Annotated in this window: 12 protein-coding genes; 11 read left to right on the forward strand and 1 reads right to left on the reverse strand. The window is 69.2% G+C overall.

Features of this window, described 5'->3' with window-relative positions; translation table 11 throughout:
* Nucleotides 1-49 precede the first annotated feature (49 nt).
* The gene (locus SB816_RS25895; protein ID WP_054502507.1) at nucleotides 50-784 is read left to right on the forward strand and encodes a GntR family transcriptional regulator; all 735 of its coding nucleotides are present in this window, start codon (nucleotides 50-52) and stop codon (nucleotides 782-784) included.
* A 108-nt stretch (nucleotides 785-892) separates the two neighbouring features.
* On the opposite strand, the gene SB816_RS25900 is transcribed toward SB816_RS25895, so the two are convergent.
* Nucleotides 893-1240 (reverse strand): hypothetical protein, encoded by a 348-nt coding sequence (locus tag SB816_RS25900; protein ID WP_054502508.1) that lies wholly within the window; start codon nucleotides 1238-1240, stop codon nucleotides 893-895.
* Nucleotides 1241-1358: 118 nt separating this feature from the next.
* Between SB816_RS25900 and SB816_RS25905 the strand changes: the two genes are divergently transcribed.
* The 10 genes from SB816_RS25905 to SB816_RS25950 all read left to right on the forward strand — a co-directional run bounded on the left by SB816_RS25905 (nucleotide 1359) and on the right by SB816_RS25950 (nucleotide 12204).
* On the forward strand, nucleotides 1359-2504 hold the full coding sequence (locus SB816_RS25905) for an NAD(P)/FAD-dependent oxidoreductase (RefSeq protein WP_410547728.1): 1146 nt from the start codon (nucleotides 1359-1361) through the stop codon (nucleotides 2502-2504).
* 11 nt (nucleotides 2505-2515) lie between these two features.
* A complete protein-coding gene (locus SB816_RS25910) occupies nucleotides 2516-2923 on the forward strand; it encodes a RidA family protein (protein ID WP_410547729.1) in 408 nt (135 codons plus the stop codon).
* 50 nt (nucleotides 2924-2973) lie between these two features.
* Nucleotides 2974-4419 carry a M81 family metallopeptidase gene (locus SB816_RS25915; protein WP_410547730.1) on the forward strand — a complete coding sequence of 482 codons (1446 nt, stop codon included), beginning with the start codon at nucleotides 2974-2976 and terminating at the stop codon, nucleotides 4417-4419.
* 49 nt (nucleotides 4420-4468) lie between these two features.
* A complete protein-coding gene (locus SB816_RS25920; RefSeq protein WP_162876754.1) occupies nucleotides 4469-6046 on the forward strand; it encodes an ABC transporter substrate-binding protein in 1578 nt (525 codons plus the stop codon).
* Between the two features lie 106 nt (nucleotides 6047-6152).
* Nucleotides 6153-7088 carry an ABC transporter permease gene (locus SB816_RS25925; RefSeq protein ID WP_410547731.1) on the forward strand — a complete coding sequence of 312 codons (936 nt, stop codon included), beginning with the start codon at nucleotides 6153-6155 and terminating at the stop codon, nucleotides 7086-7088.
* Nucleotides 7089-7101: 13 nt separating this feature from the next.
* Complete coding sequence (locus SB816_RS25930; protein ID WP_054502511.1) at nucleotides 7102-7977, forward strand: ABC transporter permease; 876 nt, start codon at nucleotides 7102-7104, stop codon at nucleotides 7975-7977.
* A gap of 8 nt (nucleotides 7978-7985) precedes the next feature.
* Nucleotides 7986-8999, forward strand: coding sequence for an ABC transporter ATP-binding protein (locus SB816_RS25935; RefSeq protein WP_254607547.1), 1014 nt, complete (start codon nucleotides 7986-7988; stop codon nucleotides 8997-8999).
* A complete protein-coding gene (locus tag SB816_RS25940; RefSeq protein ID WP_054502513.1) occupies nucleotides 8996-9985 on the forward strand; it encodes an ABC transporter ATP-binding protein in 990 nt (329 codons plus the stop codon). Before SB816_RS25935 ends, SB816_RS25940 begins: the two co-directional genes overlap by 4 nt.
* A 27-nt stretch (nucleotides 9986-10012) precedes the next feature.
* Nucleotides 10013-11467 (forward strand): N-acyl-D-amino-acid deacylase family protein, encoded by a 1455-nt coding sequence (locus tag SB816_RS25945; protein ID WP_054502514.1) that lies wholly within the window; start codon nucleotides 10013-10015, stop codon nucleotides 11465-11467.
* A gap of 92 nt (nucleotides 11468-11559) precedes the next feature.
* Nucleotides 11560-12204 (forward strand): helix-turn-helix domain-containing protein, encoded by a 645-nt coding sequence (locus tag SB816_RS25950; protein ID WP_064528498.1) that lies wholly within the window; start codon nucleotides 11560-11562, stop codon nucleotides 12202-12204.
* Nucleotides 12205-12379 lie beyond the last annotated feature (175 nt).

The raw sequence follows: 12379 nt of genomic DNA on the forward strand, positions 1-12379 counted from the left end.
GTAGGTACACTGGAGGCCCCTTCAGATACGTTTCAGCCGACGATCCGCTATGGCCGCTCAGATCGACAAAGTGATTTCCGAACTCAGGGACATGGTGCTTTCCGGCGCCCTGCAACCCGGCGAACGCGTGGTGGAACTGCAGTTCTCGGCGCGCCTGGGCGTATCGCGCACGCCGCTGCGCATCGCGCTGACAGAGCTGGAAAAGGAAGGCCTGCTGGAACGCCTGCCTTCGCGCGGCTTTCGCGTGCGGGCGTTCACCGTCGACGAGATCGGCGACGCGGTCGAAGTGCGGGGGGTGCTGGAAGGCATGGCGGCGCGGCTGTTGGCCGAGCGCGGCGCCAGCGCCGAGGTGCTGGAGCAGTTGTCGCAGGCGGTGGAGGAAGGCCGCGCCCTGCTGGCGCCGGCGCGGCGCGACCCCAAGGCCACGGTGGACGCGCGCGCCTGGGGGCAGATCAACCGCCGCTTCCACGAGATCCTGTGCGAAGCGGCCGGCAACCGCGCCCTGCTGTCGGCGCTGGAACACAACAACAAGACGCCGCTGGCCGGCCCGGCCGCGCTGACGCTGCCGTCCACGCCGTCGCAGTTGGAGACGCCCTTCGTGTTACGGGCGCAATCGGATCACGAGGACCTGCTGCGGGCAATCACGCGGCGCGAGGCCGCGCGCGCCGAGAACCTGATGCGCGAGCACGCCTACCGCAGCCGCGAGAACAAGCGCGTGCTGCTGGAATCCCTGCGGGGGGGCGTGGCGGGCGTGGCGCAACCGGCCGATAGCGCGGCGGCTTAGCGCCCTGCGGCCTCGCGGCATGCGCGCGGCCCCGACCCGTCTACATGGCGCAGGGCAGCCCGGCGGCGGGGAACGTCGGTGCGATGGGGCCGCCAGCCCAGGCTGCGTTCAGAACAGCCGGCGCACGCGCTCGCGGATGGCGCCGGCATAGGCCCAGCACCACACCGCCAGCGCCAGCATCGCCACCGTGAAATAGGCGCGCGCCTCCAGCGGCACCGGATTCAGGCGCGACAGCGTCGGGAACGGCTCATAGCCGATGAAGTCGCTGGCGGCCAGCGCGCTGAACAGCAGCGCCAGCACCGGGCCGGTGAAATGCGGGCGTTCGCCGCGGGTCCGCGGATCGGCCCGGAATCGCCAGTGGAACAAGCGCAGCAACTGGATCACGACGGCGGCCAGCGGAACGACCAGGGCAAGCTGCAGTACGAGCAGCGCAACGATGACTTGAGTGGGAAGCATGGCCGCGATTTTACGCGGCCTCGCGGCGCGCTACGGGACAACCCCTATTACTGCGCGATATGCAAACAACTATCGTATTCGAGAATTATCAAATAAGAGAATTCTCGCTTCCGACAAAATGGCCGCAGACCCTACTTACGATTACGCCGTCATCGGCGCCGGCATCGCCGGCGCTTCCGTGGCCTACCGCCTGAGCGCGGCCGCCTCCGTGGTGGTGCTGGAGCGCGAGGCACAGCCCGGCTACCACTCCACCGGCCGTTCGGCCGCCATGTTCATGGAGACCTACGGCACCGCGCAGATCAAGGCGCTGACGCGAGCCAGCCGCGACTTCTACGAACATCCGCCGCAGGGTTTCTGCGAGCATCCCCTGCTGAGCCCGCGCGGCGTGCTGTACATCGCCGCGCCCGACCAGCAGGACCTGCTGCGCGAGGTCTACGACGAATTCCGCAGCCAGTCGCCCAACGTCACGCTGATCGACGCCGAACAGGCGCTGGCGCGCGTGCCCTGCCTGCGGCCTGACCAGTTGTGCGGCGCCATCGAGGAGCCGGACGCCCGCGATATCGACGTGCATGCCTTGCACCAGGGCTTCCTGCGCGGCATGACGCGCCAGGGCGCGGTGCTGCACAACAACGCCGAGCTGGTTGCCGCCACGTACGAGGACGGCGCCTGGACCCTGACGCTGGCCGGCGGCGAGCCGCTGCGGGCGCGGGTGCTGGTGAACGCGGCGGGCGCCTGGGCCGACCAGGCCGCCGCGCTGTGCGGCGTGCGGCCGGTGGGCCTGCAGCCCTGCCGCCGCACCGCCTTTACTTTCACCGGGCCGGACGACGTCGACTTCGCGCACTGGCCGGCCGTGGTCGGGGTCGACGAGAGCTTCTATTTCAAGCCCGACGCCGGCCAGTTGCTGGGCTCTCCCGCCAATGCCGATCCGGTGCCGGCGCACGACGTGGTGCCCGAGGAACTGGACGTGGCTACCGGCATCTATCGCATCGAAGCGGCCACCTCGCTGACCATCCGCCGCCCGCGCCACACCTGGGCCGGCCTGCGCTCGTTCGTGGCCGACGGCGATTTCGTGATCGGATGGGATCCGGCCACGCCCGCTTTCTTCTGGCTGGCGGCCCAGGGCGGCTACGGCATCCAGTCCGCCGCCGGCGTCTCGCGCCTGGCCGCCGACCTGCTGCTCGACCTGCCGTTGAACGACAGCCTGACCGCGCAGGGGGTCGACCCCGCGCGCCTGTCGCCGGCCCGTTTCTCCCCTTCCCGATAGGAGCCCGTTCCATGAGCCAAGCCATCCAGCGCCTGCCCAGCAGCCTGCCCTTCCCCTTCTCACGGGCTGTGAAGGCCGGCGGCTTCCTTTTCCTGTCGGGGCAGGTGCCGATGAGCGCCGCCGGCGAGGTGGTGCGCGGCGATATCCAGACCCAGACCCGCGCGGCCTGCGAGCGCATCGTCGAAAGCCTGGCGGCCGGCGGCGCGCGGCTGGACCAGGTGGTCAAGGCCACCGTGTGGCTGTCGGACATGGGCCATTTCGCCGGTTTCAACGAGGTCTACAAGGAATTCTTCGGCGCGGCGCTGCCGGTGCGCTCGACGGTGGCGTCGGCGCTGGCGCTGAACGTCGATGTGGAAATCGAAGTGCAGGCGTATATCGGGCATGACCCAAGCGGGCATGACCCAAGCGGGCAGGACTGAAGTTCGACACGGCGGCAAGAACGGACAACCCTAAAGCACGGAGCGATCGCATGGAGATTTTTTCCGGGTCCCTGGCGACCGAGACCAATACCTTCTCCCCCATTCCGACCGGCCTGTCGGCCTATCGGTCGCGCGGCTACTACCCGGCCGGCCAGCACCCGGACCGCATGCAGATGTTCTCCGGCCCCCTGTGGGCCGCGCGCCAGCGCGCCCAGGGCAAGGATTGGACGCTGATCGAGGGCATGACGGCGGGCGCGACGCCGGCCGGCCTGACCACCCGCCACGCCTACGAGACCCTGCGCGACGAACTGCTGGATGACCTGCGCCGCGCCGGCAAGGTCGACATCGCGCTGTTCGGCCTGCACGGCGCGATGGTGGCCGATGGCTATGATGATTGCGAGGGCGACCTGCTGCGGCGGGCGCGCGAGATCGTCGGCCCGGACACGGTGATCGGCGCCGAGCTGGATCCGCACTGCCACCTGACCGACGCCATGGTGAACAGCGCCGATTTCCTGGTGTGCTTCAAGGAGTACCCGCACACCGACATCCTGGACCGCGCCTACGACCTGGTCGACCTGTGCGTGGCGCGCGCCGAGGGCCGCATCAAGCCGACGCGCGCGGTCTTCGACTGCGAAATGATCTCCATCATGCACACCAGCCGCGAGCCGATGCGCAGCTTCGTCGACCGCCTGCTGGCGATGGAAGGCAAGGAAGGCGTGCTGTCTGTATCGATCGCCCACGGCTTCCCGTGGGGCGACACGCCCGACATGGGTTCCAAGGTGCTGGTCTACACCGATGGCGACGCCGGCCAGGCCGAACGGCTGGCGCGCGCGCTGGGCGAAGAGATCATCGGCTTTCGCGACCAGCTGGCGCCGCCCTATCCCGGCGCCGACGAAGCCCTGGACCAGGCGCTGGCGTTGGCCGACTTCCCGGTGGTGCTGGCCGACTCGGCCGACAACGCCGGCGGCGGCGCGCCCAGCGACGCCACCTTCATCCTGGAACGCGTGCTGGCGCGCGGCATCCAGGACGTGGCGACCGGGCCGTTCTGGGACCCGGTGGCCGTGCAGCTCTGTTTCGAGGCAGGCCAGGGCGCGCAGATCAAGCTGCGCATCGGCGGCAAGGTGGCGCCGGTGTCGGGCCAGCCGCTGGACCTGGCCTGTGAGATCGTCGCGCTCAAGCGCGACGCCATCATGACCGGGCTGGCCGGCACGCCCGCGCTGCTGGGCGACGTGGCCGTGGTGCGCAGCCAGGGCGTGACCATCGTCATGACCACCAATCGCACCCAGGCCATGGACACCGACCTGTTCACGCAGTTCGGCGTCGATCTGGGCGCGATGAAGCTGGTCATCCCGAAGTCGTCGCAGCACTTCTACGCCTCGTACTCGAAGCTCGGCCGCCACGTCATCTACGTCGAGACGCCCGGCGCCATCACGCAGGACTACAACGCGCTGCCGTTCACCAAGCGCAAGTTGCCGAAATGGCCCTTCAAGGGCTGATATCCAACCATTGCCCACGCAGGCAACCGGACAAAACAAGGGGATGACCATGATGAAACGATTCAGCCTGCTGGGCGCCGCCGCCCTGCTGGCCTGCGGGCTGGCCGCGGGCCAGCCGGCCCAGGCCCAGGCCAAGACGCTGCGGATGGTGCCGCACGCGGACCTGAAGACGCTGGACCCGCTGTTCAACACCGCCTATATCACCCGCAACCACGGCTACATGGTGTTCGACACGCTGTTCGCGCAGGACAGCCAGGGCCTGCCCAAGCCGCAGATGGTGGAAAGCTGGACCGCCTCGCCCGACGGCAAGGCCTGGACCTTCAAGTTGCGCCCGGGTTTGAAGTTCAACGACGGCACCCCGGTGACCGCCGAAGACTGCATCGCCTCGCTGCAGCGCTGGGCCAAGAAGGACACGATGGGCCAGGCGCTGATGGCCGCCGGCGCCGAACTGGCCGCCACCGGTCCCGACAGCTTCTCGCTGACGCTCAAGCAGCCATTCGGCCTGGTGCTGGACGCGCTCGCCAAGCCGTCGGGCATGCCGCCGTTCATCATGCCCAAGCGCCTAGCGCAGACCGACGCCAACACCCCCGTCACGGAAATGGTCGGCTCCGGCCCGTTCCTGTTCAAGCGCGATGAGTGGGTGCCGGGCAACAAGGTGGTGTACGTCAAGAACCCGGCCTACGTGCCGCGCAACGAACCGGCCGACGGCCTGGCCGGCGGCAAGGTCGCCAAGGTCGACCGGGTCGAATGGATCTACATTCCCGACGGCAATACCGCCACGGCCGCGCTGATGAACGGCGAGGTCGACATGATCGAGCAGACCACGCCCGACTTCCTGCCGGTGCTGGAAAGCAACCCGGACATCAAGCTGAACACCTCGGTCGCCACCCAGGGCATGGCCATCGTCAACGCGCTGCATCCGCCGTTCGACAAGCCGCAGGCGCGCCAGGCGCTGTACTACCTGTTCAGCCAGAAGGAAATGCTGGCGGCCATCGGCTATCCGGAGAAGTACCGCGTCGACTACTGTGCCACGCTGTACATCTGCGGCTCGCCGCTGGCCACCGACGCCGGCGCGGCGCCCTACGCCAAGCCCGACCTGGCGCGCGCCAAGCAACTGCTGCAGGAGGCCGGCTACAAGGGCGAGAAGATCGTGGTGCTCTACCCCACCGACCACATCAGCGCGCCCGCTGTCATGGTGCTGACGCAGAACATGAAGAAGGCCGGCCTCAAGGTCGACCTGCAATCCATGGACTGGGCCTCGCTGGCGGCGCGCCGCCTGAAGAAGGATCCGCCCGAGCAAGGCGGCTGGAGCCTGTTCGTGACCTGGGGCGGGTACTACGACGCCAGCACGCCGCTGACCAACCCGTGGCTGTCGGCCGCCTGCGGCAACAGCCTGCCGGGCTGGCCCTGCGACAAGGAGCTGGACGCGCTGCGCACGCAGTGGATCCAGGAACCCGACGCCGCCAGGCGCAAGGACATCGCGGCGCAGTTGCAGGCCCGCGCCTACGAGTCGGTGCCGTACGTCATGTGGGGCGAATTCAAGCCGGTGTCGGCGATCCGCGGGCTGTCGCACACGGAGCTGATGAAGACCGGCATCCCCGTGATGTGGAACGTGGAAAAACCATAACGCGGCGCGGGGCCGCGCGTGATCGCCACGCGCGCCCCGCCCCTGCACAATCAGGCCGCCGCCCAGCGCCCCGTGCGCGCCGCGCCAGGCTAGGGGGGAACCCAGCGTGAAATACATCCTGCGCCGCATCGCGGCCGTCATTCCCGTCATGGCCGTGGTGGCGGTCGTGGTGTTCATGTTGATCCACCTGTCGCCGGGCGACCCGGCGGCGGTGATCGCGGGCGACAACGCCACCACCGAGGACGTCGAGAAGATTCGCCAGAACCTGGGCCTGGACAAGCCGCTGCTGACGCAGTTCGGCATCTGGGTCGGGCATCTGACCACCGGCGACCTGGGCACCTCGATCGCCACCCAGATGCCGGTGGCGCAACTGATCGGCCAGCGCATGGGGCCGACCCTGTCGATCGCCATCTTCACCATGCTGTTCGCGGTGCTGGTCGCCGTGCCGCTGGGCGTGCTGGCGGCCTGGAATGCCGGGCGCTTGCTGGACCGACTGGTGATGATCGGCGCGGTCTGTGCCTTCTCGGTGCCGGTGTTCCTGATCGGCTACAGCCTCGTGTACGGCTTTTCCATCAAGCTGGGCTGGCTGCCGGTGCAAGGCTACAAGCCGCTGGCCGACGGCCTGGCGCCGTATCTGCGGCACCTGGTGCTGCCCTGTCTGTCGCTGGGGCTGGTGTACATGGCCCTGCTGACCCGCATGACCCGCGCCACCATGCTGGAGGCGCTGTCGGAAGACTACATCCGCACCGCGCGCGCCAAGGGACTGGCGGCCGGCCCGATCGTCTGGCACGCGCTCAAGAACGCGGCGAACCCCATCGTCACCACCATCGGCGTCGGCGTGGCGCTGCTGATCGGCGGCGTGGTGGTCACGGAAACCGTGTTCGCCATTCCCGGCCTGGGCCGCCTGACCATCGACGCCGTGCTGCGCCACGACTACCCCGTGATCCAGGGCGTGCTGCTGGTCGCCTCGGGCATCTACGTGCTGATCAACCTGCTGGTCGACCTGAGCTACCGCCTGTTCGACCCGCGCATCCGCTATTGAAAAGGGGCGATCCATGACCACCACCACCCTGCCCCTGGCCGCGGCGCGCCCGCGCTGGCGCCGCGCCGGCCGCTCGCTGCGCCGCCACCCGATGCTGTACGTCGGCTGCGCCATCCTGCTGGCGCTCGCGCTGATCGCGCTGGCCGCGCCCTGGCTGACCGCGGTCGATCCGCTGGACATCAACCCGATGGCGCGCATGAAGCCGCCGTCGGCCGAACACTTCTTCGGCACCGACGCGCTGGGCCGCGATGTCTATGCCCGCACCTTGTGGGGAGCGCGCGTATCGCTGCTGGTCGGCGTCGTGGTCGCGCTGGTGTCGACCGCGGGCGGCGTCCTGCTGGGCATGCTGGCCGGCTACTTCCGCCGCCTGGACGCCGTGATCATGCGCATCATGGACGGCCTGATGGCGATTCCGGGCGTGCTGCTGGCGATCGCGCTGATGGCCACGCTCAAGGGCGGCCTGGGCACCGTGATCGTGGCCATCGTGGTGCCCGAGGTGCCGCGCGTGGTGCGGCTGGTGCGGGCCCTGGTGCTGACCATCCGCGAGCAGCCCTATATCGAGGCGGCGGTGGCCGCCGGCACGCGCGTGCCGGCCATCCTGCTGCGCCACATCCTGCCCAACCTGTTCGCGCCGCTGATGGTGCAGGCCACCTTCATCGCGGCCTCGGCCATCCTGACCGAGGCGGTGCTGAGCTTCCTGGGCGTGGGTATCCCGCCGCAGATCCCGAGCTGGGGCAACATCATGGCCGAGGGCCGCAACTTTGTCGCGGTGGCGTTCCACATCATCCTGTATCCGGGCCTGTTCCTGGGCGTGGCCGTGCTGGCCGTCAATCTGGTGGGCGACGGGCTGCGCGACATGCTCGATCCGCGCCTGGCGAAAAAGCTGTAGGAGCGCGCATGCCATCCCAACCTGTCCTGCAAGTGAATGACCTGACCACCTGTTTCGACGGCGACGAGACCACGGTGCTGGCCGTGGACGGCCTGTCGTTCGACCTGATGCCGGGCGAGACCCTCGGCCTGGTGGGCGAATCCGGCTGCGGCAAGAGCGTCACGTCGCTGTCCATCATGCGGCTGCTGCGCACGCCCGGGCGCGTGGCGCGCGGCAGCGTCGAATTCGACGGCCGCGACCTGCTGGCCCTGCCCGAGAAGGCCATGCGGGCCGTGCGCGGCAACCAGTTGTCGATGATCTTCCAGGAGCCGATGACCTCGCTCAATCCGGTCTTCACGATCGGCCGCCAGATCAGCGAGCCGCTGATGCTGCACCAGGGCCTGTCGCGGCGCGAGGCCATGAAACAGGCCGAGGCGCTGCTGGAGCTGGTGCAGATCTCCGATCCGGCGCGGCGCGTGCACGAATACCCCTACCAGCTATCCGGCGGCATGCGCCAGCGCGCCATGATCGCCATGGCGCTGGCCTGCCAGCCCAAGGTGCTGATCGCCGACGAGCCGACCACCGCGCTGGACGTGACCATCCAGGCGCAGATCCTGCACCTGCTGCGCGACATCCAGGCGCGGCTGGGCACGGCCATCGTGCTGATCACCCACGACCTGGGCGTGGTGGCGCAGATGTGCCAGCGGGTCATCGTCATGTACGCCGGCCGCAAGGTCGAGGAAGGCAGCGTCGACGACGTGCTGGACCGCGCCGCCCATCCCTATACCCAGGCGCTGATCCGTTCGCTGCCCGACTTCGTCGACGGCCAGGACCACAGCGCCCGCCTGGCCGAGCTGCCCGGCATCGTGCCGGTGGTGACGCCCGAATCGCGCGGCTGCGCCTTTGCCGCGCGCTGTCCCCAGGCCCTGCCGCGCTGTGCCGACGAGACGCCGCCCGAGGTCGCCGCCGGCGACCGCCACCGCGTCTGGTGCTGGGCGCGCCAGGCCGCGCCGGCCGCCACGATGGAGCAAGACCCGCGATGAACCTGCACGACGCCCCCTTTCCCGCCGCCGTCGCCACGGCGTCCGCCGCCCCCATGCTGCAAGTGACCGACCTGAAGAAGCACTTCCCGCTGGAGGGCGGCAAGGTGCTGCGCGCCGTGGACGGCGTGTCGCTGTCGGTGGCGCGCGGCCAGACCCTGAGCCTGGTGGGCGAGTCCGGCTGCGGCAAGTCGACCACCGGCAAGTGCCTGATCCGCCTGACCGATCCCACCGCGGGCCGCATCCTGCTCGAAGGCGCCGACCTGGCCGCGATGAACAGCGGCCAGTTGCGCGCCATGCGGCGGCGCATGCAGTTCATCTTCCAGGACCCGTTTTCGTCGATGAACCCGCGCATGCGGGTGCGCGACATCATCGGCGAGCCGCTGCGCAACTTCGGCTACGGCCGCGAGGCCATCCGCGAACGGGTGGCGCAGTTACTGGCCCGCGTCAGTCTGCGCCCGGACGCCGCCGACCGCTACCCGCACGAGTTCTCCGGCGGCCAGCGCCAGCGCATCGTCATCGCCCGCGCCCTGGCGCCGGAACCAGGCCTGATCGTCTGCGACGAACCGGTCTCGGCGCTGGACGTGTCGGTGCAGGCGCAGGTCATCAACCTGCTTATGGATTTGCAGCGCGACCTGGGCCTGACCTATGTGTTCATCTCGCACGACCTGAGCGTGGTGCGCCACATCAGCCACCAGGTGGCGGTGATGTACCTGGGCAGGATCGTCGAGACCGGCACCCGCGACGCGGTCTTCAACCACCCGGCCCACCCCTACACCCGCGCCCTGCTGGCCGCGGTGCCCTCGGCCCGTCGCGGCGAACGCGCGCCCGTCGCGGTGCTCAAGGGCGAGATTCCCAGTCCGCTGGCGCCGCCGTCCGGTTGCGCCTTCCGCACCCGCTGTCCGCAGGCGCAGGCCCGCTGCGCCCAGGAAACGCCCGTGGCGCGCCCGGTCGGCGCCGGCCAGTTGGTCGCTTGCCATTTCGCCTGAGCCGCCTCGACATTCACCGGAGATCCCATGACTTCATCCGAATCGCAGCCTTTCGACTACCTGTTTGTCGGCGGCACCGTCATCGACGGCGCCAACACGCCAGGACGGCGCGCCGACCTCGGCGTGCGGGGCGACCGCATCGCCGCCATCGGCGACCTGTCCGACGCCCCGGCGCGCCACCGGATCGACGTCGCCGGCCAGGTGCTGGCGCCGGGATTCATCGACTCGCACACCCACGACGACAACTACCTGCTCAAGCGCCGCGACATGACCCCCAAGATATCCCAGGGCGTCACCACGGTGGTCACGGGCAACTGCGGCATCAGCCTGGCGCCGCTGGCGCACGCCAACCCGCCGGCGCCGCTCGACCTGCTGGACGAAGGCGGCTCGTACCATTTCGCGCGTTTCGCCGACTATCTTGACGCCTTGCGCGCCACGCCCGCGGCGGTCAACGCCGCCTGCATGGTGGGCCACTCGACGTTGCGCGCCGCCGTCATGCCCGACCTGCAACGCGCGGCCACCGACGCCGAGATCGACGCCATGCGCGCGCTGGCCGAGGAAGCCATGGCCAGCGGCGCCATCGGCATTTCCACCGGCGCCTTCTACCCGCCCGCGGCCCGCGCCACCACCGAGGAGATCATCGAGGTCTGCCGCCCGCTGAGCACGCATGGCGGCATCTACGCCACCCACATGCGCGACGAAGGCGAACACATCGTGGCGGCGCTGGAGGAAACCTTCCGCATCGGCCGCGAGCTGGACGTGCCGGTGGTGATCTCGCACCACAAGGTCATGGGCCAGCCCAATTTCGGCCGCTCGCGCGAGACGCTGCCGCTGATCGAGGCCGCGATGGCGCGCCAGGACGTGTCGCTGGATGCCTATCCCTACGTGGCCGGCTCGACCATGCTCAAGCAGGACCGCGTGCTGCTGGCCGGCCGCACCATCATCACCTGGTGCAAGCCCTTTCCCGACCTGAGCGGGCGCGACCTGGACGAGGTCGCGGCCGAGCGTGGCAAGTCCAAGTACGACGTGGTGCCCGAGCTGCAGCCGGCCGGCGCCATCTACTTCATGATGGACGAACCCGACGTGCAGCGCATTCTGGCGTTCGGCCCCACCATGATCGGCTCGGACGGCCTGCCGCACGACGAACGCCCCCACCCGCGGCTGTGGGGCACCTTTCCGCGGGTGCTGGGCCACTACGCCCGCGACCTGGGCCTGTTCCCGCTGGAGACGGCGGTCTGGAAGATGACCGGCCTGACGGCCCAGCGCTTCGGCCTGGCCGAACGCGGGCAACTGCGGCCGGGCTACTTCGCCGACCTGGTGGTGTTCGATCCCGCCACCGTGGCCGATACCGCCACCTTCGAGCGGCCGACCGAACGCGCCGCCGGCATCCATTCGGTGTATGTCAACGGCGCGCCCGTCTGGCGCGAGCAGGCCTTCACAGGCCGGCATGCCGGCCGCGTGCTGGCGCGCACGCCCGCCTGAGCCTCGCCGCCTTATACAATCCGGCGTACGCGCGGCGGGGCTTGAGGGCCCCGCCCCTCCTTCGCCAACCCCCTAGACGCCCGGACCGCTACATGGCCCCTACCCGCAAGACGGCCCCACCCGACATCGTGGGCAAGGAAGTAATGGGCGCCCGCCTGCGCGCCGAGCGCAAGGCCCGGAAAATGACGCTGCAGGCCCTGTCGCAAGCCAGCGGCATCGCGGTATCGACGCTGTCCAAGGCCGAGCTGGGCCAGATCGCCCTGAGCTACGAGAAATTCGCCGCGCTGGCGCGCGCGCTGGACATCGACATGACGCGCATGTTCATGCTGGGCGACGCGCCCCAGGCCGAGGTGGCCCCCACCTACGTCAAGAACAAGCTCAGCGACGCCCGCGACTACGCCACCGACAACTACCACTACCGGCTGCTGATGGGCGAATACCCGGGCAAGAAGATGATGCCTATGCTGGCGCTGATCGATTCGCGCAAGGTAGTCGAGTTCGAGGACTACATCCGCCACCCCGGGCAGGAATTCGCGCTGGTGTTGTCAGGCAAGGTCCGCATCCAGTTCGAGAACGGCGACAGCGTGGTGCTGAACCGGTTGGAGTCCGCCTATTTCGACAGCGGCATCGGCCACGTCTACCTGTCGCTGAGCAAGAAGCCCGCAGAAGTGCTGGCGGTCTGCAGCGACCTGGATGAAGTGCCGTCCCGCCTGAAGCCGGTGTCGCCCAAGAAGTAGCCCTCAAGAAGCAGACCCCCAGGAAGTAGTCTCCCAAGAAGTAGTCCCTTTCGCTGGCCCGCCTCCCGGCGGGCGCTCCCCCGCGCCTGGCCGAGGCCGGCATCGGCTACGGGAAATCCCGTAGAAACTTTCCTTCCCCGCCCGGGGTCACTCTTTATTCAGCTAATTGTCAGAC

The organism is Achromobacter sp. SIMBA_011, from assembly GCF_046535435.1.
Lineage (GTDB): Bacteria > Pseudomonadota > Gammaproteobacteria > Burkholderiales > Burkholderiaceae_B > Achromobacter > Achromobacter dolens.

Excerpts from the sequence above, each read along its gene's own strand:
- SB816_RS25895 (WP_054502507.1), top strand. The coding sequence starts at position 50 with ATGGCCGCTCAGATCGACAAAGTGATTTCCGAACTCAGGGACATGGTG.
- SB816_RS25900 (WP_054502508.1), bottom strand. The coding sequence starts at position 1,240 with ATGCTTCCCACTCAAGTCATCGTTGCGCTGCTCGTACTGCAGCTTGCC.
- SB816_RS25905 (WP_410547728.1), top strand. The coding sequence starts at position 1,359 with ATGGCCGCAGACCCTACTTACGATTACGCCGTCATCGGCGCCGGCATC.
- SB816_RS25910 (WP_410547729.1), top strand. The coding sequence starts at position 2,516 with ATGAGCCAAGCCATCCAGCGCCTGCCCAGCAGCCTGCCCTTCCCCTTC.
- SB816_RS25915 (WP_410547730.1), top strand. The coding sequence starts at position 2,974 with ATGGAGATTTTTTCCGGGTCCCTGGCGACCGAGACCAATACCTTCTCC.
- SB816_RS25920 (WP_162876754.1), top strand. The coding sequence starts at position 4,469 with ATGATGAAACGATTCAGCCTGCTGGGCGCCGCCGCCCTGCTGGCCTGC.
- SB816_RS25930 (WP_054502511.1), top strand. The coding sequence starts at position 7,102 with ATGACCACCACCACCCTGCCCCTGGCCGCGGCGCGCCCGCGCTGGCGC.
- SB816_RS25935 (WP_254607547.1), top strand. The coding sequence starts at position 7,986 with ATGCCATCCCAACCTGTCCTGCAAGTGAATGACCTGACCACCTGTTTC.
- SB816_RS25940 (WP_054502513.1), top strand. The coding sequence starts at position 8,996 with ATGAACCTGCACGACGCCCCCTTTCCCGCCGCCGTCGCCACGGCGTCC.
- SB816_RS25945 (WP_054502514.1), top strand. The coding sequence starts at position 10,013 with ATGACTTCATCCGAATCGCAGCCTTTCGACTACCTGTTTGTCGGCGGC.
- SB816_RS25950 (WP_064528498.1), top strand. The coding sequence starts at position 11,560 with ATGGCCCCTACCCGCAAGACGGCCCCACCCGACATCGTGGGCAAGGAA.